27 protein-coding genes are annotated in these 24,054 nt (G+C 73.5%); 8 read left to right on the forward strand and 19 right to left on the reverse strand.

Annotated features, from left to right (window positions below; genetic code table 11):
- Window positions 1-35 precede the first annotated feature (35 nt).
- Genes ABZ479_RS27225 through ABZ479_RS27235 form a run of 3 tightly spaced genes read right to left on the reverse strand, consistent with a single transcriptional unit; the run spans window position 36 to window position 3,164 of the window.
- The gene (locus ABZ479_RS27225; protein ID WP_499601007.1) at window positions 36-857 is read right to left on the reverse strand and encodes a carbohydrate ABC transporter permease; all 822 of its coding nucleotides are present in this window, start codon (window positions 855-857) and stop codon (window positions 36-38) included.
- Between the two features lie 16 nt (window positions 858-873).
- On the reverse strand, window positions 874-1,854 hold the full coding sequence (locus tag ABZ479_RS27230) for a carbohydrate ABC transporter permease (protein WP_500463994.1): 981 nt from the start codon (window positions 1,852-1,854) through the stop codon (window positions 874-876).
- 5 nt (window positions 1,855-1,859) lie between these two features.
- Complete coding sequence (locus tag ABZ479_RS27235) at window positions 1,860-3,164, reverse strand: ABC transporter substrate-binding protein (RefSeq protein ID WP_500463995.1); 1,305 nt, start codon at window positions 3,162-3,164, stop codon at window positions 1,860-1,862.
- A gap of 211 nt (window positions 3,165-3,375) precedes the next feature.
- Here ABZ479_RS27235 and ABZ479_RS27240 point away from each other — a divergent pair, with 211 nt between their 5' ends.
- Window positions 3,376-4,404: a LacI family DNA-binding transcriptional regulator gene (locus tag ABZ479_RS27240; protein WP_499601004.1), complete on the forward strand. Its 1,029-nt coding sequence runs from the start codon at window positions 3,376-3,378 to the stop codon at window positions 4,402-4,404.
- On the opposite strand, the gene ABZ479_RS27245 is transcribed toward ABZ479_RS27240, so the two are convergent.
- Entirely contained in the window at window positions 4,405-5,595 is a 1,191-nt protein-coding gene (locus ABZ479_RS27245; protein WP_500463996.1) for a barstar family protein, read from the reverse strand. It abuts the gene before it with no gap.
- A gap of 40 nt (window positions 5,596-5,635) precedes the next feature.
- Window positions 5,636-6,244 (reverse strand): flavin reductase family protein, encoded by a 609-nt coding sequence (locus tag ABZ479_RS27250; protein ID WP_500463997.1) that lies wholly within the window; start codon window positions 6,242-6,244, stop codon window positions 5,636-5,638.
- A 253-nt stretch (window positions 6,245-6,497) separates the two neighbouring features.
- Between ABZ479_RS27250 and ABZ479_RS27255 the strand changes: the two genes are divergently transcribed.
- The gene (locus ABZ479_RS27255) at window positions 6,498-6,971 is read left to right on the forward strand and encodes a carboxymuconolactone decarboxylase family protein (protein ID WP_499601001.1); all 474 of its coding nucleotides are present in this window, start codon (window positions 6,498-6,500) and stop codon (window positions 6,969-6,971) included.
- Between the two features lie 120 nt (window positions 6,972-7,091).
- Here ABZ479_RS27255 and ABZ479_RS27260 read toward each other — a convergent pair whose 3' ends face one another.
- The 5 genes from ABZ479_RS27260 to ABZ479_RS27280 all read right to left on the reverse strand — a co-directional run bounded on the left by ABZ479_RS27260 (window position 7,092) and on the right by ABZ479_RS27280 (window position 13,672).
- Window positions 7,092-8,114: an acetamidase/formamidase family protein gene (locus ABZ479_RS27260; RefSeq protein ID WP_500463998.1), complete on the reverse strand. Its 1,023-nt coding sequence runs from the start codon at window positions 8,112-8,114 to the stop codon at window positions 7,092-7,094.
- Window positions 8,111-9,523 (reverse strand): APC family permease, encoded by a 1,413-nt coding sequence (locus tag ABZ479_RS27265; RefSeq protein WP_500463999.1) that lies wholly within the window; start codon window positions 9,521-9,523, stop codon window positions 8,111-8,113. The genes ABZ479_RS27260 and ABZ479_RS27265 overlap by 4 nt, the downstream gene beginning before the upstream one ends.
- 120 nt (window positions 9,524-9,643) lie before the next feature.
- Complete coding sequence (locus ABZ479_RS27270) at window positions 9,644-10,903, reverse strand: vWA domain-containing protein (protein WP_500464000.1); 1,260 nt, start codon at window positions 10,901-10,903, stop codon at window positions 9,644-9,646.
- Window positions 10,900-12,153 (reverse strand): AAA family ATPase, encoded by a 1,254-nt coding sequence (locus tag ABZ479_RS27275; protein ID WP_500464044.1) that lies wholly within the window; start codon window positions 12,151-12,153, stop codon window positions 10,900-10,902. The genes ABZ479_RS27270 and ABZ479_RS27275 overlap by 4 nt, the downstream gene beginning before the upstream one ends.
- A 91-nt stretch (window positions 12,154-12,244) precedes the next feature.
- Window positions 12,245-13,672 carry a hypothetical protein gene (locus tag ABZ479_RS27280; RefSeq protein ID WP_500464001.1) on the reverse strand — a complete coding sequence of 476 codons (1,428 nt, stop codon included), beginning with the start codon at window positions 13,670-13,672 and terminating at the stop codon, window positions 12,245-12,247.
- A gap of 530 nt (window positions 13,673-14,202) precedes the next feature.
- On the opposite strand from ABZ479_RS27280, the gene ABZ479_RS27285 reads away from it, so the two are divergent.
- Window positions 14,203-14,883, forward strand: a complete 681-nt coding sequence (locus ABZ479_RS27285) for an NADPH-dependent F420 reductase (RefSeq protein ID WP_500464002.1) — start codon at window positions 14,203-14,205, stop codon at window positions 14,881-14,883.
- 42 nt (window positions 14,884-14,925) lie between these two features.
- On the forward strand, window positions 14,926-15,111 hold the full coding sequence (locus ABZ479_RS27290; protein WP_500464003.1) for a cupin domain-containing protein: 186 nt from the start codon (window positions 14,926-14,928) through the stop codon (window positions 15,109-15,111).
- Between the two features lie 147 nt (window positions 15,112-15,258).
- On the opposite strand, the gene ABZ479_RS27295 is transcribed toward ABZ479_RS27290, so the two are convergent.
- The 3 genes from ABZ479_RS27295 to rpmB all read right to left on the reverse strand — a co-directional run bounded on the left by ABZ479_RS27295 (window position 15,259) and on the right by rpmB (window position 16,131).
- Window positions 15,259-15,525: a type B 50S ribosomal protein L31 gene (locus ABZ479_RS27295; protein ID WP_500464004.1), complete on the reverse strand. Its 267-nt coding sequence runs from the start codon at window positions 15,523-15,525 to the stop codon at window positions 15,259-15,261.
- 64 nt (window positions 15,526-15,589) lie between these two features.
- Window positions 15,590-15,895, reverse strand: a complete 306-nt coding sequence (gene rpsN / locus ABZ479_RS27300; protein WP_500464005.1) for a 30S ribosomal protein S14 — start codon at window positions 15,893-15,895, stop codon at window positions 15,590-15,592.
- Window positions 15,895-16,131, reverse strand: a complete 237-nt coding sequence (gene rpmB, locus ABZ479_RS27305; protein ID WP_500464006.1) for a 50S ribosomal protein L28 — start codon at window positions 16,129-16,131, stop codon at window positions 15,895-15,897. The genes rpsN and rpmB overlap by 1 nt, the downstream gene beginning before the upstream one ends.
- Window positions 16,132-16,215: 84 nt before the next feature.
- Here rpmB and rpmG point away from each other — a divergent pair, with 84 nt between their 5' ends.
- The 4 genes from rpmG (at window position 16,216) to rpmF (ending at window position 18,132) form a co-directional block, all read left to right on the forward strand.
- Window positions 16,216-16,380 carry a 50S ribosomal protein L33 gene (gene rpmG, locus ABZ479_RS27310; RefSeq protein ID WP_499600989.1) on the forward strand — a complete coding sequence of 55 codons (165 nt, stop codon included), beginning with the start codon at window positions 16,216-16,218 and terminating at the stop codon, window positions 16,378-16,380.
- Between the two features lie 72 nt (window positions 16,381-16,452).
- A complete protein-coding gene (locus tag ABZ479_RS27315) occupies window positions 16,453-17,628 on the forward strand; it encodes a CobW family GTP-binding protein (protein ID WP_500464007.1) in 1,176 nt (391 codons plus the stop codon).
- A 35-nt stretch (window positions 17,629-17,663) separates the two neighbouring features.
- Window positions 17,664-17,918: a 30S ribosomal protein S18 gene (gene rpsR, locus ABZ479_RS27320; RefSeq protein WP_500464008.1), complete on the forward strand. Its 255-nt coding sequence runs from the start codon at window positions 17,664-17,666 to the stop codon at window positions 17,916-17,918.
- Between the two features lie 43 nt (window positions 17,919-17,961).
- The gene (rpmF, locus tag ABZ479_RS27325; RefSeq protein ID WP_499600986.1) at window positions 17,962-18,132 is read left to right on the forward strand and encodes a 50S ribosomal protein L32; all 171 of its coding nucleotides are present in this window, start codon (window positions 17,962-17,964) and stop codon (window positions 18,130-18,132) included.
- Window positions 18,133-18,151: 19 nt separating this feature from the next.
- Here rpmF and ABZ479_RS27330 read toward each other — a convergent pair whose 3' ends face one another.
- The 6 genes from ABZ479_RS27330 to ABZ479_RS27355 form a co-directional block, all read right to left on the reverse strand.
- Window positions 18,152-19,279: an LLM class flavin-dependent oxidoreductase gene (locus ABZ479_RS27330; RefSeq protein WP_500464009.1), complete on the reverse strand. Its 1,128-nt coding sequence runs from the start codon at window positions 19,277-19,279 to the stop codon at window positions 18,152-18,154.
- Between the two features lie 14 nt (window positions 19,280-19,293).
- A complete protein-coding gene (locus ABZ479_RS27335) occupies window positions 19,294-20,373 on the reverse strand; it encodes an LLM class flavin-dependent oxidoreductase (RefSeq protein ID WP_500464010.1) in 1,080 nt (359 codons plus the stop codon).
- Window positions 20,370-21,746 carry an NtaA/DmoA family FMN-dependent monooxygenase gene (locus ABZ479_RS27340; RefSeq protein ID WP_500464011.1) on the reverse strand — a complete coding sequence of 459 codons (1,377 nt, stop codon included), beginning with the start codon at window positions 21,744-21,746 and terminating at the stop codon, window positions 20,370-20,372. The genes ABZ479_RS27335 and ABZ479_RS27340 overlap by 4 nt, the downstream gene beginning before the upstream one ends.
- Before the next feature lie 19 nt (window positions 21,747-21,765).
- Window positions 21,766-23,025, reverse strand: coding sequence for an LLM class flavin-dependent oxidoreductase (locus ABZ479_RS27345; RefSeq protein WP_500464012.1), 1,260 nt, complete (start codon window positions 23,023-23,025; stop codon window positions 21,766-21,768).
- Between the two features lie 71 nt (window positions 23,026-23,096).
- Window positions 23,097-23,222, reverse strand: a complete 126-nt coding sequence (locus tag ABZ479_RS27350) for a putative leader peptide (protein ID WP_500464013.1) — start codon at window positions 23,220-23,222, stop codon at window positions 23,097-23,099.
- Between the two features lie 67 nt (window positions 23,223-23,289).
- Window positions 23,290-24,027, reverse strand: coding sequence for a GNAT family N-acetyltransferase (locus ABZ479_RS27355; RefSeq protein WP_500464014.1), 738 nt, complete (start codon window positions 24,025-24,027; stop codon window positions 23,290-23,292).
- Window positions 24,028-24,054 lie beyond the last annotated feature (27 nt).

Consider the following 24,054-nt stretch of genomic DNA (forward strand, 5'->3'; position numbering starts at 1 on the left):
CTCTCTTTCGGTCGTGGTGCCGGGGCGGAGGGGGATCAGCCTTTGAGCGCGCCGGACATGAAGCCGCGGATGTAGTGCCGCTGCAGGAGGAGGAAGAGCACGAGGCAGGGCAGGGCCAGGACGACGACCCCGGCCTCGGTGGTCCCGTAGTCGATGGCGCCCATGGAGCGCTGCCGCAGGTTGGCGACGGCCAGCGGCAGCGGTGCCTTGGCGCTGTCGGAGATCAGGATCAGCGGGGCGATGAAGTCGTTCCACGCGGCGAGGAAGGCGAACAGCCCGACGGTGACCAGGCCGGGCCACACCGCGGGCAGGAGGATGCGGACCAGGGCCTGGGCCGTGCCGCAGCCGTCGACGAGCGCGGACTCCTCGAGTTCGTGCGGGACCGACTCGAAGGAGATCCGCATCATGAAGGTCGCGAAGGGGAGCTGGTACATCGTCAGCACCAGGCTGAGCCCGAACAGCGAGTTCTGCAGGCCCAGGTCGCCCAGCAGCACGTACAGCGGGATCAGCAGCGTGGCGTAGGGGACCATCAGGATGGCCAGGGTGAGCAGGAACAGGGCGTTCTTCCCGGGGAAGGTGAAGCGCGCGAAGGCGTACCCGCCCATGAGGGAGACGAGCAGGGTGAGGGCGACGGTCAGCAGCGAGACGACCGTGGAGTTCCAGAGGTACTGGGCCAGCCCGGCGTCGTAGTGCAGGAGCGAGCGGTAGTTGCCGAGCCCGTAGCCGGACTGCTGCGCGGTGCCGGGCTGTCCGCTGACGGACGCCCAGGCGCTCCAGGCCAGCGGGAAGAGGAAGAGCGCCGCCAGCCCTCCGACGAGGACGTGGTGGGGGGTGCGGCCGAGGCCGTGGGGTTTCATGGCGGGTCCCTGTCCGCTAGGTGTCCGTGCCGCGCAGTCCGCGGAACTGGGCGACGTTGAGGATCAGCAGCACGGCGAGCACGACGACGGACAGCGCGGCCGCGGCCCCGAGGTCGAGTCGCTGGAACGCCTCCCGGTAGATCAGGGAGACCACGGTCATGGTGCTGTTGTCGGGTCCGCCCTTGGTGAGGATGAAGAACTGGTCGAAGGCGAGCAGCGAGCCGGTGACCGACAGGAGCAGCGTCAGGGCGAGGGAGGGCCGCAGGAGCGGGAGGGTGATGCTGCGGAAGGTCTGCCGGCGTCCGGCGCCGTCCATGCGGGCCGCCTCGTAGACGTCCTGCGGGATGCGCTGGAGGCCGACGAGCAGGATCAGCATGTAGAAGCCGGCGTACTTCCAGACGATGAGGGCGACGGTGGACCACAGGGCGGCGGTCGGGGTGCCGAGGAAGGAGACCGGCCCGTCGACCAGGCCGAGGCGCTCCAGCAGGGGGCTGATCGGGCCGACGTTGGGGCTGTACATGCCGAGGAACAGCAGTGACGCGGAGGCCAGTCCGAGCGCGCTGGGCAGGAAGAAGACCGTACGGAACAGCCCCGTCCCGGGGCGGCTCTCCTGGACCAGCAGGGCGAGGAGGAGGGCGAGTCCGAGCAGCAGCACCGTGACGAGGGCGGTGTAGGTGAGGGTGAAGCGGACGGAGGGCCACAGCAGGTCGTCGCCGGCGGCCTCGGTGAAGTTGTCCGGTGCGTTGAAGCCCTGGTTCCCGGCCAGCAGCGGCCAGTCGCTGAGGGACATCCGGCCGACCAGGAACAGCGGCACCACGAAGAAGACCGCGACGAACGCGGCGGTCGGCGCCGCGTAGCCGATGCCCTGCGCCGGGCGGGTCCGCCACCAGGGGACGCGGTGGGCGGGGCGGGCCTTCCCGGCACCCGACGGGGACCGGGAAGGCGGCTCCCCGTCGGGTGCCGGGGAGCCGGAGCCGCGCGATCGCGCGAGCAGCATGACGGTCAGTCCTTCAGGGACTCGGTGATGGCCTTGTTGTCCGCGTCGACCTTGGCGGGGTCACCGAACACGGCGTCCCGCATCAGGGCCAGCCACGGCCCGTTGGGGTCGTTGAAGGTCTGGCCGAACTTCTGGGAGATGGGCGTCCTGCCCTTGGCGACCAGGGTGTTGACCAGCACCTGGCGGGGGTCGGCCTTGGCGTACTTGTTCTCCGCCAGGTCGGTGCGGGCGACGATGTCCTTGTGGGCGGCGAGCACCTCGACCTGGGCCTCGTCGCCGAGGGACCAGGCGAGGAAGTTCCAGGCCTGGCCGGCCTTCTTGCTGTTGGCCGAGATGCCGAGGGAGTCACCGCCGACGAACGTCGACTGCCCGCCGTCCGGGCCGGGGATGGGGGCGACGCCGAAGTCCAGGTCCTTGGGCATCAGGCCGAGGGTGGTGGACGGCATCGGCATCACGCCGATGGTGCCCTTGGGGAACAGGCCGGTCCAGGTGGCGCCGGTCTCCTCGGCGGCGCCGGGAGCGGTGATGTCGTCCTGGGCCCAGCCGCGGTACGTCGCGTACACCTCCTTCGCCACCGGCGAGTCCAGGGTGGCGGCGGTGCCGTCCTCGTTCATGACCTCCTGTCCCGCGGCCCAGATCGACGGCCACCAGGTGAAGACGCCGCAGCCGCCGCAGTTGCCGCCGAAGAAGGTGCCGTTGACGTCGCCGCCCAGCTTGTCGACGGCGCGGGCCTGCTCGTCCCACTCCTTCAGCGTGGTCGGGGGCTTCTCCGGGTCGAGTCCCGCCTTCTTGTAGAGCGTCTTGTTGTAGAAGAGCACGGAGGAGTCGATGGTGTGGGGCACGGTGTACTTGCGGCCGTCGAGGGTGCCCGCGGCCATGTGGGCGGGGGCCAGTTCCTTGCCGTACGGCAGGGCGTCGAGGCGGTCGGTGATGTCGGCGTACAGGCCGCTGGCGGTGTAGTTGGGCACGAACACGACGTCGGAGGCGAGGATGTCGGGCAAGGACTTGGAGCCGGCCGCGGCGCCGACCTTCGCCTGGTAGTCGTCGGTGGGGATGACCGTCAACTGCACCTTGTTCTTGTGGGACTTGTTGTACGCCTTGACCAGGGCCTGGCTCTGCTGCTGCGTGGCGGCGCGGGTCCACATCGTCAGGTTCGCGCCGTCGTCGGGGCCCATGACCCCGCCCTTGTCCGCGGTCGAGCCGTCCCCGCCGGAACCGCAGGCCGCGAGCGCGGTCGTGACGGTGAGCAGCCCCACGGTTGCGGCCAGGACCCGCAGGCGCCTTCGTCCCCGTACGTCGGTGGTGTTCATGTCTCGCTCCTTGCTCGGAGGGCCTGGCATGTCGAGGGAGGCGGCAGCGGCCGCCTAAACTCACCGAAAACGTTTTCCGTTAAGGTAGAAGCGGCACCCGTAGGCGTCAACCACCCTGCACGCATCGCGGAAAAAGACTTTCGAGTAGCCTTTCCCCACCCACGGGGCGCAGCTCCGCGGGCCCGCGACGAACACGAGGAGGGATGCAGCCATGGTCCAGCCGGCCGAACACGCCGCAGGCCGACCCGCGACTCTCAACGACGTGGCGCGGCTGGCCGGGGTCTCCCCCGCAACGGCCTCCAAGGCGCTCAACGGCCGCAGTCAGGTGCGCGACGAGACCCGGCAGCGCGTCATCGAGGCCGCCGAGCAGTTGTCCTTCCGGCCCAACCCCGTGGCCCGCAGCCTGCAGGCCGGGCCGACCCGCACCGTCGGGCTGCTCACCGGCGACCTCGAGGGACGCTTCAGCATCCCGATCCTGATGGGCGCCGAAGACGCTTTCGGTGCGGGCGAGCTCGCCGTCCTGCTGTGCGACGCGCGCGGTGACGCGATCCGCGAACGGCACCACGTACGAGCCCTGCTGGACCGGCGCGTCGACGGGCTGATCGTGGTCGGCAGCCGCACCGACCCGCGCCCCTCACTGGGGCGTGGGCTGCCCGTGCCGGTGGTGTACGCCTACGCGCCGTCCGAGGATCCGGACGACCTGTCCATCGTCCCCGACAACGTCGACGCCGGACGCACGGCGGCCCGCCACCTGCTGGCCTGCGGCCGCGGCCGCATCGCCCACATCTCGGGCGACCCGACCTACGCCGCCGGCCGCGACCGCGTGCGGGGCGCGCTGGAAGTGCTCGCCGAGGCGGGCGTCGCGCCGGTGGGCGAGGCCCGCTTCGGCGAGTGGTCCGAGGGGTGGGGCCGCGCGGCGACCGTCATGCTCCTCGACCAGCACCCGGAGGTCGACGCCATCATGTGCGGCAACGACCAGATCGCCCGCGGCGCCATCGACATCCTCCGGGAGCGGGGGCGCACGGTGCCGGAGGACGTCGCGGTCATGGGCTTCGACGACTGGAAGGTCATCACCACCGCCTCCCGCCCTCCGCTGACCAGCGTCGACATGCAGTTGGAACACCTCGGCCGGGTGGCTGCCCGCGCCCTGTCGGCGGCCATCGCCGGGCAGCGCCGCTCCGGCACCGAACCGCAGCCCTGTCGCCTGGTGATCCGCGGTTCGACGGCGCCGCTGGCGTAGTCAGCGCAAGCGCACGGTGACGCCCATGCGCTCCAGGAAGGGCACCACCGCGTCGAAGTAGCCCAGCTCGCCGTCCCTGTCCACGCTGACGCCGGCCAGGGCGTGCCGGGCCACGTCGGCGTCGTGCCAGGCGAGCGTGAAGGGCACGCGCGGCCGCTCGCCGCGGCACTGGCAGCCGCGCAGCGCGTTCCAGCACTGGAGCCATTGGCGGCCGGGGCCGCCGATCGCCTCGCCGAGCGCGCAGTGCAGGCCCGGGACGTCGGTGACGTACCGCCCGTCCATCTCGCACACCGTGCCGGGCTCTTCTGGGCCCCCGCACGTCTCGGTGAACAGCAGCCATTCCCGGCGCCCCTCGGTCGGGAACCGCGCCCATGCGTTGCGTTCCCGGGGCGGGCCCTCGTGCCAGGCCTCCCACACGGGCCGGGCCTCGGACGGGAAGGGCATGTGGCGCATCAGCCCGCCCTTGAGCGTGACGTCGATCAGCGCACCGCCCAGCGCCGAGGGGCGGCACTCGTCGACCTCCACCGCGATGTGCTCCTGGACCGCGGTGGGCCGGCCCGTACGGTCGAGGAGCCAGAGCCACAGGTTGTCGCCGCCGTGGCGGGGAACGACCAGTCGGCGCAGCAGGTTCGGCGAGGGCTCGCAGCCGATGAGGCGTACGGGCCGGCGGGCGGGCGCCGGGCGGTGACCGTACAGGCCGTCCACGCGCCGGCAGTGCCCGATCGAGCCGCCACTGGTGCCGTTCAGGACGGTGACGTCCGCCCGCGGGGGCTCTTCGCCGTAGGGGTTGCGGAAATCGTTGGTGACCACGCACTCGACGACGAGGTCGAGCCGCGAGGGGTCCTCCGCGGCCGGCCCGCCGGCGATGACGATGACGTTCTCCAGCGTGAAGTAGTCGTGGGTGTACGGATCCTCGGCGTCCAGGTCCTCCACGACGAGGGACAACTCGCCGAAGGGAACGGGCGCGTGCCCGGCGGACCGCTCGGCGGCCTTGAGGAGCCGGCCCGTCGGCGCGCAGCCGAGGAGGGTCAGCCGCTCCCGGAACGCGTCCCGGTCCGTGAACAGTCCTTCGGCGTCGACGCATCGCGCCCACACCGTCTGCTCCCCGTCCCACTCCTCGTCGACGATCGCGAAGCGCAGGGGCAGCTCACGCCCCCAGACCACCTCGTCCACCGAACCGTGCCCGTCCATGTGCCGCTCCCCCTCCCCCGGTCCCGACGGCCGGCGACGATCATAGGGGGCCGGGTTCCTCGTAGGGGATGCGGTTCAGGTGCCGGACCTCGCCGAGCGTGCCCCACTCGTCGGCGCCGAGCTTGGTGAGCGGCCGCAGCAACTGGGCACTCGGACGGCCGTCCGCGAGGACCGCCCGGTCGGCGACGGCGTGCACCACCCGCCCGAAGACCAGGGTGGAGTTGCCCACCCGCAGGCTCGTGTGCGAGCGGCACTCCAGGGCGACCGGCGAGGCCACCACCCTGGGCGGACGCACCCTCAGGCTCGGTTCGCGCTCGATGCCCGCGTGGTCGAACTCGCTGACGTGCCGCGGGAAGTCGGTGGCCGTGACGTTGACCAGCGGCATCAGAGCCTCGGAGGCGAAGTTCACCACGAACTCGCCGGTGTCCTCGACGTTGCGCAGCGAGTCCTTGCGGCCGATCGAGGTGAACTGCACGATCGGCGGATCCGTGCTCGCGATGCTGAAGAAGGAGTGCGGCGCGAGGTTCTCGTACCGGCCGTCCGGGGTGACGGTGGAGATCCACGCGATCGGCCGCGGCACGACCACGGAGGTCAGGAAGCGGTAGAAGGCGGAGCCGCCCATGGCCTCGGGATCGAAGTCGACGCGCATGGCCGCAGTATCCCCGGCGGCCCCCCGCCGCACCGGCCGCCCGCCGGGTCCCCGGCGTGTCGGACCGCCGATCCGGCGACCGCCCCTTCGGCGTTCGCCCGGCCCGGCATGCTCCGGCGCTCGCCCGGCCCGCGCCCGGGCCGGAACGGCGCCACCGGCGTTCCCGGGAACGTCGTGACCGTCGCGCTGTCACGTTTCGCGGCACGGTCCGGTCATCTCTGCGAACCGCACTCCACACACAGAGGAGCCCACCATGGAAGCCCGCGTGAACTACTTCGGCCACGCCCTCGCCGGCAAGGTCATGAGGCACCTGAACTCGGCGAGCAAGGTCGTGGCGGAGTCCACGCTGCCGGCGACGACCCAGGAGCTGGTGAAGATCCGCGCCAGCCAGATCAACGGCTGCGGCTTCTGCACCGACATGCACACCAAGGAGGCCGCCGCGGCCGGCGAGACCTCGGTGCGCCTGAACCTGATCGCGACCTGGCGCGAGGCCACCGTCTTCGACGACGCCGAGCGCGCCGCCCTGCAGCTGACGGAGGAGGCCACCCGGATCGCCGACGCCGCCGGCGGTGTCACGGACGAGGTGTGGGCGAACGCCGCCAAGCACTTCGACGAGGACCAGCTCGTCGCGCTGATCTCGCTGATCGCCCTGATCAACGCGTACAACCGGATCAACGTGACCAACCAGCAGCCGGCGGGCGGCTACCAGCTCGGCATGTTCGGCTGACCTGCGGTTCCCGCCGCCGGCGCCGCCCAGGCCGGGCCGTCCGCACCCGTCCCGACCCCGACCCCGGGGCGGGTGCGGACGGCGTCCTCCGGCCGTCCCCGAGGCGGCGCCGGCGGCGGTTCAACGCGTGCGGAGGTAATCGAGGCCCTTCTCGCGCAACGACCGGTGCAGGCCGTCGTAGGCCGTCGCGCCGCCCAGCACGGTCTTGGGCAGCTTGGCGACCACGGTGTAGTTGGTGTCGACCACGTTGCCGATGGGCGCCAGCCCGGCCTGGCTGACCAGCTGGTAGGCGTCGAGCCGGTGCAGGCCCGTGAGGGCGGACGTCCAGCCGACCATGTCGTGCTGGCTGATCCGGTAGGCGTCCTCGAGCGGCCGTACCGACCCGGTCGACATCAGGAAGCGGTCGTCCTCCAGGCGCGGCCAGGCGGGGGCACCGCCCTTGAGCAGGTCGATGACCACCACGGTGTGCATCGCGGACTCGACCGCCGTGCCGCACACCTCGCCCTCGCCCTGCCGGCAGTGCCCGTCACCGATCGCCAGTTGCGCCCCGGGGACGTTGACGCCCAGGTAGAGGGTGCTTCCGGCGCGCAGCTCCGGGGTGTCCATGTTCCCGCCGTGCGCGCCCGGCGTGATGCTCATGACGACCTCACCGGCGGCGGGGGCGACCCCCACGGTGCCGTGCATCGGGTCCAGCGGCAGCTCGACCGTGTGGTCGGAGAAGCGGGCCTGGAACCGGCAGCTGTTGCGCTCGCGGTCGATCCCGTACCGCCACACGACCTCCTGCAGCGGATCGTGGAGCATCGCCGTGGAGTGCGTGGTGGTCAGCGCGCCGAAGTGCGGGAACGTGGTGGAGACCGCCCAGTCCCGGGCGGGCGCGATGTCGACGAAGTGGACGGCCAGGGTGTCGCCCGGCTCCGCCCCCTCGACGTGGATCGGGCCGGTGACGGGGTTGAGGTAGGGGAACTCGCACACCTTGCTCGGGAGGTCCTCCGGACCGCGGACCAAACCCCCGAAGCAGTCCTCGGTGAAGAGCTCCACGACCGTGCCCGGGCGTACCCGCAGCAGGGGCTCGCGGGAGCCTCCGAAGGCGTAGGCGTACTGCTCGGGGGTGGGGTGGAGCCGTACGACGTCGAGATCGTTCACGGCTGTCCTGCCTCCTCGGCGGTGGTGGGCTCGTCGGGTATCTCGGTGCGCCGGCCGGCGACCAGCAGGGCCAGCAGCAGGAGGGCGCCGATGGCCAGCCAGGCGAAGCCGAGCCGCTGGGCGGTGACCTTGGCGTTGATCACCACGTAGGTGAGGATCGCGAAGCCGATCAGCGGTGCGATCAGGTGGCGCCACCAGTCGCGGCTGCCCTGGCGGACGACGTAGTGGACGACGACCGAGACGTGCAGGACCAGGAAGGCCGTCATCGCACCGAAGTTGACCAGCGAGCTGAGCAACGTGATGCCGTCGTCCCGGGAGTTCATGTAGAGGCCGAGGACGAGCGAGACCACCGCCACGAGGAAGGTCGCGTTGACGGGCACCCGGCGGCGGGGGTCGACCTTGGCGAGGAAGCCGGGGAGCTGCCGGTCGCGGGCCATCGCGAACAGCAGCCGGGAGGTGGCGGCCTGGGCGACCAGCGAGTTGGCGAAGCCCCAGGCGATGGCGGTGGCCAGGGCGCTGAGGGTGCCGAGCCAGGCTCCGCCGGCGGCGCGCGCGGCGTCGTAGAAGGCGGTGCCGTCGGGGTCCCCCGCGTCGATCAGCGCCTGCGGGTCGGGCACGAGCATCGCCGCGACCCAGGTCTGCACGATGAACAGGGCTCCGGCGAGCAGCAGGGCGGCGACCATCGCGCGGCCGATGGCCCGGGCCGAGTCGCGGTTCTCCTCCGCGAGCGTGGAGATGCCGTCGAAGCCGAGGAAGCTGAGGACGGCGATCGACACCGCCCCGAAGACCAGCGACCAGGAGAAGGTGCCGGAGTCGTAGAACGCGTGGAAGCCGGAGCCGTTGCCCTTGCCCTGGATGAGCGCGGTGACACCCACGGCCAGGAAGATCACCAGGACGACCAGTTCGGCCGCGAGCATGATCCTGTTGATCCTGGCGGTCATCTCGATGCCGAGGTAGTTCACGGCGGTGTTGAGCACCACGAAGCCGATCAGCCAGAGCCAGACCGGCACCGAGGCGACGAGCGAGTTCATCGCGACGGCGGCGATCAGGTAGAGCAGCGCCGGCACGAGGACGTAGTCGAGCAGGATCATCCAGCCGGACAGGAAGCCGACCGGCGCGCCGATGCCCCGACCCGCGTACGAGTAGACCGACCCGGCCATCGGGAAGGCCCGGGACATCTGGGCGTAGGAGTGCGCGGTGAACATCATCGCCAGCATGCCGATGGCGTAGGCGAGGGCGACCATGCCGCCCGAGCCCTGGAAGACGCCGCCGAAGATGCCGAACGGCGCGATCGGCACCATGAAGACCAGGCCGTAGACCACCAGGTCCCGGAAGCCCAGTGACCGCGCCAACTGCTGGGTGTAGCCGTACTTCTCGAGGTCTTGCCCTTGAGGTGCGCTGTCGCTCACGTCGCCTCCCCGGCGGCCGCGGTCCCCTGACTGGCGGGGTGATCTTAGGGTCCGCGGCCGACCCAGGGGAACGCTTGTGCACGGGGATTCTGACGGGACGTCGGCGCCTCCCCGGCGCCGTCACCCGGCGGTGCCGGAAGCCCCGAGGACGACCGTGCGTGCCCACTCGGGCGGCGTGTCCGGCACGTACTCGGGGTCGTCCTCGCGCCACGAGCGGCGTGCGCCCTCGCGGGGGAACAGGCCCACGACGGTGCGGCAGGTCGGACGCGACGCGGGCCAGGGCGTCTGACCGTCCGTCAGCACCACGACGACGTCAGGGCCGGGCCGGGTGCGCAGCGCCCGCGCGAAGCCGCTGCGCAGGTCCGTGCCACCGCCGCCGAGCAGCGGGATGTCCTCGGCACTGCACAGCGTGTGGGCGATCCGTGCCGCGGCGTCGCACGGCACGACGGTGACCATGTCGCGGCGGCCGCCCACGGCGCGGGCGATCGCGGCCACTTCGAGCAGCGCGGTGCCCAGTTCGGCGTCACTGACCGACCCGGACGTGTCGATGACCACGCAGACCCGGGGCGGACGGCGCCGCAGGCCCGGCAGGACGACGCCGGGCACGCCGGCCGACCGGCGCGACGGCCGGCCGTAGCTGTAGTCCTGGCCCCCGCCGGAACCGGAGGCCGCTGCACGCACCGCCGCTCCCAGCAGTTCCCGCCACTGCTGCGGCGGGTGGAAGGCCTCCTCCGCCCACCGCCGCCAGCTCTTCGGGGCGTCGCCGGGGCGGCCGTTGATGCCCTGCGCCACGCGGAAGCGGACGGCGTCGCGTTCCTGTTCGCTCAGGCCGTGGGCGCCCTCCGGGCCGAGGTCCCACGCGCGTTCCAGGCCGTCCGCGCCGCTGCCGCAGTCCAGCCAGACGAAGTCCTGCGTGAGCGGGCCGATGCCGAACAGCGGGAGGTACTCCTCCATGAGCTTCGCCTCGGGGAGCCCCAGCGAACGCGGGAGGACCGCTCCCCGCGGCGTCTCCAGACCCTCCCCGAAGGCGTCGTCGTTGACCTCGCAGTCCGCGGCGATGTTCATCCGCAGCCGCTCGCCCGGGCCCTCCAGCCCCTGCTCCCGTGCCACCCGGTCGCCGCGCCCGTGGTGGTCGCGCAGCAGGTGGGACACCTCGTGCACCCACACCCCGGCCAGGTCCTCGACCGGTGTGCGGTCCACGAACGCCGGTGAGACGTAGCACCGCCAGTACGGGTCGACGGCCATCGTCGGCACCCGCCGCGACTCCACGACGTGCAGCGCGAACAGCGCCGTCGCGAGGTAGGGGCGGACGCGGGCGGCGTACAGCCGGGCCGCGAGGAGCTTCTCGACGTCCAGCGCCGCCGGCGTCGTCACGCTCACCGGCCGGCCTTCGCGACGAGCCCGGCCCGGTCGGCCGCCCGGTCGGCGCGCCGGGACAGCGACACCACTCCGGCGAGCCGCTCGACGGCCGCGGGGACGTCCCAGTCCTCGCGGCGCAGCGAGGCGAGCGTGGTCGCGGGGACGACCACGAGGTCCGGGGCCCCGGTCTCCAGGGCCCGGGCCAGCAGCGCCCAGGCGGCGTCCCAGCGGGACTTCTCCGGCCGCTTGCGGACGGCGTCCACCACACCGTCCAGTACCGCCTGGCGCAGGTCCCCGCGCTCGGGCAGGACGGCACCGGCCGGGTCGGCGAGCACGTCCTCCGGGTCGGGCAGGTCCATCCGGTCCATGCTCGCCAGCAGTTCCAGCCCGGGGCCGTCCCCCACGGTGCCCCGCACGAGCAGCGAGAGCACCTCCCGGGAGACCCCGGCCGCGGTCGCGAAGGCGATCAGCGACAGCGTCATGTCCCAGCTGCGCGGGGACGGCCACGCGCCGCCGCGGCGGGTCTCGCCGGTGGGGAGCCGGTGCACGAGTCCGGGGCGGGCGGCGAGCAGCCCGCACACCGCGCGCCGGGCGAAGTCCACGGCCTCGGGCAGCCCGCCGGGGTCCAGCCGCGGCAGCGTGGCCCGGGGCCAGGTCCCGCCGAGGCCCCGGACCACGACGTCGTGGTCGTGGGTCCACTGGAGGTGCACGAACCGGTTGGCCAGCGGCGCGCTCAGCTCCCAGCCGTCCGCCGCCGAGGAGCGGGGGTTGGCGGCGGCCACGATCCGGACCCCGGGCGGCAGCCGCAGCGCGCCGACCCGCCGCTCCAGCACGAGCCGGAGCAGGGCCGCCTGCACGGCGGGCGGCGCGGTGGACAGCTCGTCGAGGAAGAGCAGCCCCCGGCCGGCCCGCACCAGGCGGACCGCCCAGTCCGGCGGGGCCATCGGGACACCCTGCTCGGCCGGGTCGTCCCCGACGACGGGGAGCCCGGAGAAGTCGGACGGCTCGTGGACGCTGGCGATCACCGTGGTGAGCGGAAGGTCCAGGGCGTCGGCGAGCTGGGTGAGGGCCGCGGTCTTGCCGATCCCCGGCTCGCCCCACAGCAGCACCGGCAGGTCGGCGGCGACGGCCAGGGTGAGGGCCTCCAGCTGGGTGTCGGGGCGCGGTTCTGTGGTGGTGTCGCGCAGCAGGGCCAGCAGGGTGTCCGCGACGTCCAGCCGGGGCTGGGCGGCCGGGGTGGAGGCCGGGGTGGACGGGGCGTGCGTGGGCATGGGCATGGGCATGGGTGATCACCTCGGGGGGTTCGTGGAGCCGGAGGAAGGGATGCGGGGGCGTGCGCGGGTACGCCGCGCACGCCCGGGGTCAGCGGGAGGTGCGGTGCCGGGGGTTCGGCCGGCCCGGCCGGGATCGGGGCGCGGGCTCCGGCAAGCGGCCGCGCGGCGGCACCCGCCCGGGGGCGGGCCCTGCGAGGCCCGCCCTGAACAGGCCGTAGGCGATGCGCCGTTGGGCGGCCGCCTCCAGCTCGTCGCGCAGCGGACCGTCGCGGAGCACGGCACCGGGGCCGAGCAGGCCCTCGACGACGGTCAGCGCGCCGGCGATGTCGCCGTGGTCCAGGCGTGCCCGTACGTCGGCGAGGGATTCCGGACGCCGGTGCGCCCGGTCGATCGCCTGCAGGCAGGGCAGCGGGGTGCCGGTCAACGCGACCAGCAGTTCCTCGCGGCGGATCTCGTCCGGGTCGTGGTCCAGCGCGGCCAGGACGCCGTCGACGAGACCGATCCGGTGGGCTTCGCCCCGGCACTCCACGACCCGCGCGGAAGGACCCGAAGGGCCGGAAGGACCCTGCGGACGCGACGGCCGGTGGCCCGGCACGAGCGCGGCGGCGACCAGCGGGTGCAGTCCGTCGGCGCCCAGGAGGCCGGCGTCGAGGAGTTCGACGTCCGGCGGCACCCAGGTCGCCGCGTCCGGCAGCACCGGCAGCAGCCGGCTGCCCCCGGCGTCCGCGGTCGCCTCCGTGATCCGCGCGGTGGGCGCGCCCGTGGCGTCACCGTCACGGCTGACGTCCACGAGCAGCCGGTGGCGGGATCCGAGGCGCACGCAGACGGCGCCGGTGGTCCGGCCCTCGGCACGCAGCACCCTGCGCGCCTCGTCCTCCCACCGGTCGACCGCGCAGCGCTGGTGCGGCGGCAGTGGCCCGGGTGGCTCCGGGTCCGGGAGGCCGGTCGGACCGGCGCGGCGGTGGCCGGTCCCGGCGCGCAGCGGCAGTTCACCGGTTCTGCGCGCGTCCCACAGGTGACGGTGCAGGTCGAGACGGAACCGCCGGTGGGGCCGGTGGTGCGGGTGGTGGCGGGCTCCCGCATCGGGGCGGGCCGGGTCCCACAGCGCGAGGCTGAACCGCTGACCGCCGTCCGCCCAGGCGGGCGGGGTCCTCACCACGAGGTGCACCTGTTCGCCGCCCTCCGCCCCCGCGATCCCGTACCGGGCCAGGGTGATGGTCAGGCCGGGACGCAGCAGGCCGTCGGGGGCGACCCGCGGCATGTGCCAGCGCAGCAGGTCGGGAGCGAGGTGGCGGAGGTCGGCCCGGACCTGGGCCGCGAGTTCCCGGCCGTGGGTGCGGGCGAGGGAACGGAGGTTGAGGTCGACGTCGACGCCGGCGGCGGCACAGGCCCCCGCCCAGTCACCGGTCCGGCGGCGGGCGGTCGCGTTCTCGACCATGGAGGGCGGCACGGCGAACTCGCGCACGCGCAGCCAGAGGGAAAGCCGGGAATCCTCGTTCGCGATGTGAGTGGGCATCAGCACTCACCTTGCGCGGACGGGACCCCCAATCGGAGAGGGAAGTTGTTCGTCATCGCGGGGAGCATAGCGTTCCCGGTCACGATCTGTCAGGCCCCCTCCGCAGGCCGCCCGCCGTCAGGACCGCCGGGGTGGGGCGGGCCGAGCCACCCGCCGGGGCAGCCGACTTGAGGCGACGCGGTGCAGGCCGGGGCGTGGAGGTTCGCGACCCGGCGCCCGCCGTGTCCCCCGACGCGGCCGATGCGCCCCGCACCGCGTCGACGAGGACCGCGCCGCGAGGAGCGGCACCCTGCGGCTCCCCCGCCGGCGGGGCGGCAGGTCGTACCGGGCGGCGGCCACGGTCGTACCGGGCGGCGGCCACGGTCGTACCGGGCGGCGACCGGCCGCGCGACGGGACCGCCGCCGGTACGGACCTCCCGGGGGCCGCACCCCGCCCCCCGACGGCCGCCCGCACCGGCCTGCGCCCCCGCTTTGCCCGCTCTTTGCGGCCCGCGGGAAACATAACCGCCGGAGACGGGGTTGCGATCTACATGGCGACTCTCGGACTGATCGGCAGCGGATCCATCGGCGGCACCCTGGCACGGCTCGCCGTGACCGCGGGCCTGGACGTGGTGCTCAGCAACTCCCGTGGACCGGAGACCCTCGACGGCCTGGTGGCCGAACTGGGCCCCCGGGCACGCGCGGCGACCCCCGCCGAGGCGGCCGCCGCGGGCGACTGGGTCGTGGTGACGATCCCGCTCAAGGCGTACGACCGGGTCCCCGCGGCCCCGCTGGCCGGGAAGACGGTCGTCGACACCGGCAACTACTACCCCCAGCGCGACGGCCGGATCGCCGCGATCGACGACGGGTCCACCACGGACAGCGGGCTGCTCCAACTCCACCTGCCCGACGCCCACGTGGTGAAGGCGTTCAACAACATCTTCTTCCGCCACCTCGCGGAGCTCGCCCGCCCCAAGGGCTCACCGGACCGGACCGCCCTGCCGATCGCCGGCGACGACCCGGTCGCCGTCGCGCACGCCACGGAACTCCTCGACGTGCTCGGATACGATGCGGTCGGCTACGGCACCCTCGCCGACAGCTGGCGTTCCCAGCCCGGCACCCCCGTCTACGGTCTGCCGTACGGGGGCGGCGAGGCCGACTTCTCGCGGGCCGCCGGGACCCCCGTGCCCGCCGACGCGGTCCGGGCCGCGCTCGCCGCCGCCACCCGCTGAAGGACGCACCCCGCGGCACCCGCCGACGGTGCCGGAGGACCCGTGACCGATCCGCTGACCGACGTCCCGGGCCTGCTCGACCTGCGCAGCGCGCGGTTCGGGCGCCTCGAGGGCCGGGAACCTTGGGCCATCGGCTTCTCCGGCTACCGGCACGTCAAGTTCGGCGCCGTGCTGGAGGGGAGCTGCCGCATCGCCGTGGACGGGGTCCCGGAGCCGGTGCGACGGTAGTCGGGGGGACCCGCGACGGACCATGCGCGTCCGTCCTGCGTTCTTGCGTACCGCGCCCCTCCGGCGTACGTCTCGCGTTCGTGTGCACGGCGACGCCCCGGCACCGGGATGCCGGTGCCGGGGCGTCGCCGTGCGGTGCGGGCTGCGTCAGTTCCCGCCGGAGGCGGCGTCGCGGTTCCCGTAGCGGCGCCGGAACCTCTCGACGCGGCCGGCGGTGTCCACCACGCGGGCGGTGCCGGTGTAGAACGGGTGGCTCGCGGAGGAGATCTCCACGTCGACCACCGGGTAGGTGTTGCCGTCCTCCCACACGACGGTCTTCTCGCTGGTCATCGTAGAGCGGGTGAGGAAGGCGAAGTCCGCCGCGCGGTCGCGGAAGACGACGGGACGGTAGTCCGGGTGGATGCCTGGTCTCATGGTTCCTCCGTGCTGTGTCGTACGGCCCGCGGGGGCCGGGGGTGGGGTGTGCCGGGGGGCGGCGTCACCAGGAGGCCTTGCGCACTCCGGGCAGGTGGCCCGTGTGGGCCTGGGCGCGCAGGTTGATCCGGGAGAGGCCGAACCTCCGCAGGTGACCGCGGGCCCGCCCGTCGAGGGAGTCCCGGTTGCGCACCCGGGTGGCGCTCGCGTCGCGGGGCTGCCGGTCCAGTTCCCGCCGCGCGTCGGCCTTCTCCTGCGGCGTGGCGTCGGGACGGCGCAGGACGTCCTTCAGTTCGGCGCGCCGCGCGGCGAACCGGGCCACGACGACCTTGCGCCGCTCGTTCTTCGCGATCTTCCCCGCCCTGGCCATCAGACCTTCCCTCCGCGGGCGCGGATGACGGCGACGGCCTTCTCGACGCCGATGCGGTCCACCGTCCTGATGCCCTTGGTGCTCAGCGTGAGCCGGACGGTACGGCCCTCACTGGGCAGCCAGTACCGCTTGTGCTGGACGTTCGGGTCGAAGCGGCGCCTGGTGCGCCGGTGGGAGTGCGAGACGGAGTTGCCGAAGCCGGGCTTGCGGCCGGTGAGTTGGCAGTGTGCGGGCATGACGGTCCCTTCTGTTCTCCGGGGGTGCCGGTCGAGGACCCCGAGCTTATTGGAAATGAAAACCAGTTCTGTATAGTACCCGCCATGGCTCGCACCGAACTACGCCCCGTCATCAAGCTCCGCTCCACCGCCGGCACCGGTCACACCTACGTGACCCGCAAGAACCGCCGGAACGACCCCGACCGCCTGGTCCTGCGCAAGTACGACCCCGTGGTCCGGCGCCACGTCGAGTTCCGCGAGGAACGCTGACCGGGCCCCTCACCGGCCCGCCCTCCCACTCACCCACTCACCCGCTCGATCCCGACACGAAAGGCACCTCCCGTGGACAGCAGCCCCAAGCTGCCCGTCGTCCTCGTCGGCGGTCTGCACGCCGAGGCACGCCGCGCCGCGGTGCGCGAACTCCTGCACTCCACCGCCGGGGCCCTCGCCCTCCACCACGACCTGCGGCCCGCCGTCGGCGGACCCGTCCGGCGCGTCCTCAGCGACCGGGGCGGCGTCGTCTCCCGCACCGACACCACGCTCGTGAACGACTGCGCCTGCTGCGCGCTCCGCGCGGACCTCCTGCCCGAACTGCTGCGGCTGGCCGCGGACCCGTCCTGCCGTCTCGCCGTCGTCGAGCTGTGGGACTCCGTGGAACCGCAGGCGATGGCCGAGGTCCTCGTGGGCACCCCGCTGCCCGACGGCAGCGTCTCGGGCAGCCTGCTGACGGCCGCCGGAGTCGTCACCTGCGTCGACCCCGCGCTCCTGCTCGACCACCTCAGCTGCGGCGACGACCTCTCGGAGCACGCCCTCTCCGTCGCTCCCGGCGACCACCGCACCGTCGCCGACACCCTGGCCCGGCAGCTGGAGTACGCCGGCGTCCTCGCGCTGGCACCGGGCGAGGACACCGGACCCGGCGACGTCGAACTGCTGACCCAGCTGCACCCGACGGCCCGTCAGGTCACCATCGGCACGGGCCGGCTGGCCGCGGCCGCCCAGGCCGGCTTCGACGTGACCGCGGCCGCCGCACGGCAGCACCCGGCCTGCGCCCTGCTGCCCCAGGAGGCGGACGCCCACGGCGTCGCCACCCTGGTGTGGCGCTCGGCGCGGCCCTTCCACCCCGGGCGGCTGCACGCGGCGCTGGAGGACCTCAGCTGCGCCGCCGCCCGCAGCCGCGGCCGCTTCTGGCTGGCCGACCACCCCGACACCCTGCTCTCCTGGGAGGCCGCCGGGGGCGCGCTGTGCATCGAGGACGTCGGGCCGTGGCTCGCCGCCCTCCCGGACGCGGCGTGGGAGATGGTGCCGCCCGAACGGCGGGTGGCGGCCGCCCTGGACTGGCACCCCGAGCACGGCGACCGCGGCCAGCACCTCACCTTCACCTCGCCCGACCTCGACCGCGAAGGGCTCGTGGCCACCCTCGACGGCTGCCTGCTCACGGACGCCGAGTACGCGGCGGGACCCGACGGCTGGCGCCGCCTCCCCCACGCCTTCGACGGCTTCCTCGACCACGCGGCCTGAACCGCACACCGCGACGACCCACCGGAGACAGCACCATGACGACCAACCGCACCGGCACGGCCAGGGGCAGGACCAAGGAGACCCGCAAGGCCCGGCCGAACCCGCTCATCGCCGCGGGGATCGAGTACGTCGACTACAAGGACACCGACCTGCTGCGGAGGTTCATCTCCGACCGGGGCAAGATCCGCAGCCGGCGGGTCACCCGCGTCAACGCCCGCCAGCAGCGCGCCCTCGCCCGGGCCGTGAAGAACGCCCGCGAGATGGCCCTGCTGCCGTACGCCTCCCGCTGACCGCCCTCACCGGCAGAACCACAGAACCCGCAGAGGAGTACCCATGGCCGTGCCCAAGCGCAAGACGTCCCGCAGCAACACCCGCCACCGCCGGGCCCGGTGGAAGGCGGAGGCCCCCCATCTGGTCAAGGTCACCGTCGACGGGCAGGAGAAGTTGGTGCCGGTCCACCTCGTCCGCGCCCTCCGTCGCGGCCTGCTGCCCGGACAGGACTGACGGGCCCCGCCCGGCCGGTCTAGCGGCCGTGCCACTCCTCGGCCAGCAGACGGTGGGACCGCACCCGGTCCGCGTGGTCGTGCGTGATGGTGGTCACGATCAACTCGTCCGCGCCGGTGGCCTCCTGGAGCTGCTCCAGTTGGTCGGCGACACGCTGCGGCGAGCCGACGAAGCGGGTCTCGACCCGGTCGGCCACCAGCGCGCGGTCCGCCTCCGTCCACGGATGCGCCCGGGCCAGCGCGGGCGTGGGGTACTCGATGGCGCCCTCGGCGGTACGGATGCTGCGCACCCAAAGGCCGTACCCGGAAGCGAGCTCACGGGCCCGCGTGTCGTCCTCGGCCACGAGGACGTCGGCGGAGACGCTGACGTAGGGCTTGTCGAGCACGCCGCCCGGCCGGAAGGCCGCGCGGTAGCCGTCGACCGCCTCCAGGACGCTGCCCGGGCTGACGTGGTAGTTCGCGGCGAAGTGCAGTCCGTGTTGGCCGGCGACCTCGGCGCTCTGGCCGCCGCTGCTGCCGAGGATCCACACCTGGACGTCGGCGCCCTCCCCCGGCACGGCGTGGGCCTCGACGCCGTCGGCCGAGCGGTAGGTGCCGCGCAGCAGCGCCAGGATGTCGTCGATCTGCTCCCCGTAGTCCTGGGAGCGGGCGCCGGGCTGCTGCAGCAGCTGCCGCTGGAGCGCGACGCGGGGTGAGCCGAGCAGGTGCTCGAAGGAGAACTTCGGCGGGATCCGCAGCCCGTTGGGCGTGCGCCCGTCCACGACGGGGGTCGTGGACGGCCGCGGGTTCGGCGTGCCACCCGGCGGGCGCCCGCCGGAGCGGCCGAGTCCCAGGTCGAGCCGCCCCGGGTGCAGGGCGTCGACGAGGCCGAACTCCTCGACCGTGGACAGGGCGGTGCGGTGGCCGAGCTGTACCGCCCCCGAACCGAGGCGGATCGTGGAGGTCGCAGCCGCGGTGAGGGCCAGCAGGACGGCGGGCGAGGTCCCGGCGACACCGGGGTTGAGGTGGTGCTCGGCGAACCAGTAGCGGGCGTAGCCGGACTCCTCGGCGCGGCGCGCGAGGTCGATGCTGTTGCGCAGGGCCTGCGCGGCGGTGGAGCCGGAGGAGATCGGGACGAGGTCGAGGACTCCGAGCGGTGCGCGGGACACGGTGGGCGGTCTCCTCAGCGGTGGGTGGGTTCGGGCGAGGACGGGGCCGGGCCCCAGGCGAACGGCGGGTCCGGGATGGCGCGCCGCAGGGCAGGGGCGACCTCGGACTGGAAGAGCTCGAGCGAGCGGCGGTGCCGGTCATGGGACAGCCCGCCCGCGTCCGCGTGGACGTGCAGCACCGTATGGCCGAACCGCTCGTGGTAGCGGTGGACCTTGTCGGCCACCTGCTGCGGGCTGCCGACCAGCGCCGAGCTGCGCGCCACGAAGTCCTCCAGCGTCGGGAAGACCGGGTTCAGGCCGAGTCGCTTCTGGAACGCCAACTGGCCCTCGAAGACCGGACGGTAGGCGGCGATCGCTTCCTGGGAGGTGCGGGCGACGTACAGGCCGGCCGTCCCGGCGCCGACCGCGATGCCGGCCGGGTCGTGGCCGTGGTGGACCCAGCGCTCGCGGTAGTGGCGGATCAGTTCCGCGTACGGTTCGACGGGGTGGGTGACGTTCGCCGAGAACAGGGGGTCCCCGTAACGGGCGGCGAGGTCCACCGACTCCTTGCTGGTGGCGCTGCCGTGCCACACCCGGATCGGCTGCTGCAGCGGCCGCGGCCAGGCTTCCGCGTCCTTCAGCGCGGGACGGAACCGGGTGTCGGCGGTCACCCTTCCCTCCCGCCAGAGCCGGCGGAACACCTCGTGGCTCTCGGCGTTGCGGTCCCACTGGTCCTCGGGGGTGACGTGGAACAGCTCGCGCTGCGCCGTGCCGTTGCCCTTGCCGATGATCAGCTCCAGGCGGCCGCCGGACAGGTGGTCCAGCGTCGCGTAGTCCTCGTAGGCCCGCACCGGGTCGAGGAGGCTGAGCGTGGTCACGGCGGTGAACAGCCGGATCCGGGAGGTGAGGGCGGCGATGTGGCTGAGCACGACGGGCGGTGAGGAGGAGAGGAACGGCCGCTCGTGGCGCTCCCCCACGCCGAAGCCGTCGAAGCCCAGTTCCTCGGCCAGCAGCGCGTTGTCGAGCACCTCGCGGAACCGCGCGGCGGTCGGCTTCAGCGCCCCGGTCACCGGGTCCGGGGCGTGCACGATCAAGGTGATGGCCAGGAACCTCACGACGCGGCCCGCTCCGACGGGGTCCCGGCGTCGGGATGGGCGAGGCCGAGGTGGTCACGCAGGGTGGTGCCCTCGTAGTCGGCACGGAAGACGCCCCGTTCCTGCAGCAGCGGGACGACGGTGTCCGCGAAGGAGTCCAGGCCGCCGGGAGTGACGTGCGGGACGAGGATGAAGCCGTCGGCGGCGTCGGCCTGCACGAAGTCGTCGATGGCCTCTGCAACGGTGGACGGTGAGCCCACGAAGGACTGGCGGTTGCCGGTCTCGATGACCAGGTCGCGGATCGACCACTTGTTGGCGGCGGCGATCTCCCGCCACTCTCGGGCGGTGGCCTGCGGGTCGCGGTACATGCGCACCTGGGCACGGCCGCGGGCGACGGTGTGCTCGCCGGGATCGGGGTCGACGTCCGGGAGGGGGCCGTCCGGGTCGTAGGCGGACAGGTCGCGGTTCCAGACGAACTCCAGGTGCTTGATCGCGGTGGCCCCGCTGACCTGCTGCCGCCGCACCTCGCGGGCGAGTTCGGCGGCCTCGGCGTCGCTGTCGCCGAGGACGAAGGTCGCGGCGGGCAGGATCAGCAACTCGTCCTGACCGCGGCCGTACTTCGGCAGGCGGCCCTTGACGTCGCGGTAGAAGGCACGGCCCGCCTCGAACGTGCTGTGGCGGCTGAAGATGGCGTCGGCGTCGGCGGCCGCGAACTCCCGGCCCTCCTCGGAGTCGCCGGCCTGGAAGACCACCGGGCGTCCCTGCGGGCTGCGCGGGACGTTGAACTGCCCGTGGATGTCGAAGTGGTGCCCCTTGTGCACGAAGGATCCGGCCCGCGCGTCCCGCAGGAAGGTGCCCGTCGCCGGGTCGGCGAGGATCTCGTCGCCGTGCCACGAGTCGAAGAGCTCGCCCGCGGTGGCGAGGAACTCCCTGGCGCGGGAGTAGCGCTCCTCCTGCGGGAGGAATCCGCCGCGGCGGAAGTTCTCCCCGGTGAAGGCGTCCCACGAGGTGACGACGTTCCAGGCGGAGCGCCCGCCGGAGAGGTGGTCGAGGCTGGCGAACTGGCGGGCCACCTCGTAGGGCTCGTTGAAGGTGGAGTTGATGGTGCCGGTGAGGCCGATGCGTTCCGTGACGGCGGCGAGCGCGGCGAGGACGGTGAAGGTGTCGGGGCGGCCGACCACGTCCAGGTCGTGGATCCTGCCGCCCTGTTCACGCAGGCGCAGGCCCTCGGCGAGGAACAGGAAGTCGAACTTGGCGCGTTCGGCGGTCCGTGCGAAGTGCGCGAAGGAGCCGAACTCGATGTGGCTGCCGGCCCGCGGGTCGCTCCACACGGTGGTGTTGTTGACGCCGGGGAAGTGGGCTGCCAGATGGATCTGCTTGCGCGGCTTGCTCATGGCGTACGGTTCCTCCGGCTCAGGCGGTCGCGGTCGCGCTGGTGGCGGCGTAGCGGTTGGCGGGGCGGGCCAGGCCGAGCAGGCCGCGCAGGGTGCGGGCCTCGTAGGCCTCCCGGAACGCGCCGCGGCGTCGCAGCTCGGGCACCAGCCCCCGGGTGATCGCCGGCAGGTCGTGCCCGATCACCGCGGGGCGCAGCCGGAAGCCCGTGAGCCCGGCCCGCCGCCACTCCAGCAGCAGGTCCGCGAGACCCGCGGGCGTGCCCACGAAGACCTTCGCGTCGCTGGTGTACGGCGCGCCCGCGAGGCCGTCCAGCCGCTCCAGGCGGGCCCGCGCCGCTCCGGCGTCGTCGTCGAGGAGGACCACGAGGTCGCCGAAGACGTGCAGGGGTTCGTGCTCCCGGCCGGCCGCCCGCTGCTCGGCGCGGATCCCGGTGACGATCGCGTGGGCCTGGTCGCCGTCGTGCGGGGTCACGTAGCCGATGTCCGCGGAGCGGGCCACGAGCCGGAACGGCACGTCGCTGTGGGCGAGGGCGCTGACGACGGGCTGGCCCTGGGGCGGCCGGGGCGTGATGGAGGGGCCCTTGACGCTGAAGTGCGGGCCCTCGAAGTCGATGTAGTGGAGCTTGTCGCGGTCGATGAAGCGGCCGGTGGCGACGTCGCGGATCTCGGCGTCGTCCTCCCAGCTGTCCCAGAGGCGGCACACCACCTCGACGTAGTCGGCCGCCTCGTCGAAGAGGCCGGTGACCAACTCGCCCACGGCCGGGGTGTCCAGGTCCTCGATGCCGAACGGGGGGATGGCGCGCCTGCCGAAGTGCGCGGCCTCGTTCCGCCGGGCCGAGACCTGGACGCGCAGACCGGCCCGGCCGGTGCTCACGTAGTCGAGGGTGGCGATGGCCTTGGAGAGGTGGAACGGCTCGGTGTGGGTGGCGACCACCGTCGGCACGAGGCCGATGTGCCGGGTCAGCGGGGCCACGCGGGCGGCGATCAGGACGGCGTCGAGGCGGCCGCGCACCTGGTCGGTGCGTCCGTCGGGTTCGGTGAAGTGGGAGGACTGCGGGCCGAGGGAGTCCTCGATCGTCACGAAGTCGAGCAGCCCCCGCTCGGCCTCGGTGACCACGTCCTGCCAGTAGCGGGCGGTGAGCAGTTCACGGGGCCGGGCCGTGGGCTCGCGCCATGCGGCCGGGTGCCAGCCGGCCCCGTCGAGGGCCACGGCCAGGTGCAGCGGGGCGTTCGGCGATGAAGCGGAAAGGGGGTACGGCGAAGGGATGTCCGAGGACATGGGAGGGGCCTTCCTGGTCGACCACGGTTCTCGGCGGCCCTCGTCGGGAGGGCCGGCGGCGGGGACGGGGGTCAGGAACGACAGAGGGAGGCGGCCACGCGCTGCAGGTCGATGTGCGCGCGGGAGTAGAGCAGGGGACCGCGGGGCGGGGCGGGAACCACGACGGACGCGCGGGACGGCGTCGGCACGAACGTCACCTCCGCTCCCTCCGGACACGGCGGGCGGCGCGGCGCCCGCATCACTCCTGTCAACGTAACGCCCTCCCTACCCGGTCTGTTCCCCCGGGCCGCCCGGGGTCCGCAGGAAGAGGAAGGTCGTCCGGCGGCGCAGGGTGAACCCGATCGACTCGTAGAGCCGGATCGCTCCGGTGTTGACGGCGGCGGCGTGCAGGAACGGGGTCTCCCGGCGGTCCCTGATCCCCGCGGCGACGGCCCGTACCAGCCGGGTCGCCAGGCCCCGGCCGCGGTGGCCGGGATGGGTGCACACCGCGCTGATCTCCGTCCATCCCGGCGTCCGCAGTCGTTCCCCGGCCATGGCGACCAGCCGTCCGCCGTCCCGGATGCCGAGGTAGGTGCCGAGTTCGACGGTCCTGGGGAGGAAGGGACCCGGCTTGGTGAGGGCGATGAGTTCCAGGATCTCGGGGACGTCGGCGGCGCCCAGCCGCACCGCCTCGGGCGCGTGTTCGGCGCGCAGCGAGGTGTCGACGAGCTGCACCCCCTCCCCGCCCTCGACGAGTTCCCATCCCTCCGGCGGCCGCTGCGCCCCGGAGACCGCGACGGCGGCCCCCGGCCCGGCGAGTACGGCCAGGTCCGCCCAGGCCCGCGGATCGGCCGGGTCGGACAGCGCGGTGAAGGGGGAGACGTCGGCGGGGTAGCGGGCGGCACGGCCGACGCGCTCGGCGAACCGGGCGTGCGGACCGGTGAGTGCCGCCCAGGCGGGGTTGTCCAGGACGTGCGGTGCCGCCGGGCTGTGCGGGCGGTCGGCGGGGATGCTGAGGGACATGGCTGCCGGATCTCCGTACGGTCGTGC

The sequence above is a fragment of the Streptomyces sp. NPDC005722 genome (assembly GCF_040630935.1).
Lineage (GTDB): Bacteria > Actinomycetota > Actinomycetes > Streptomycetales > Streptomycetaceae > Actinacidiphila.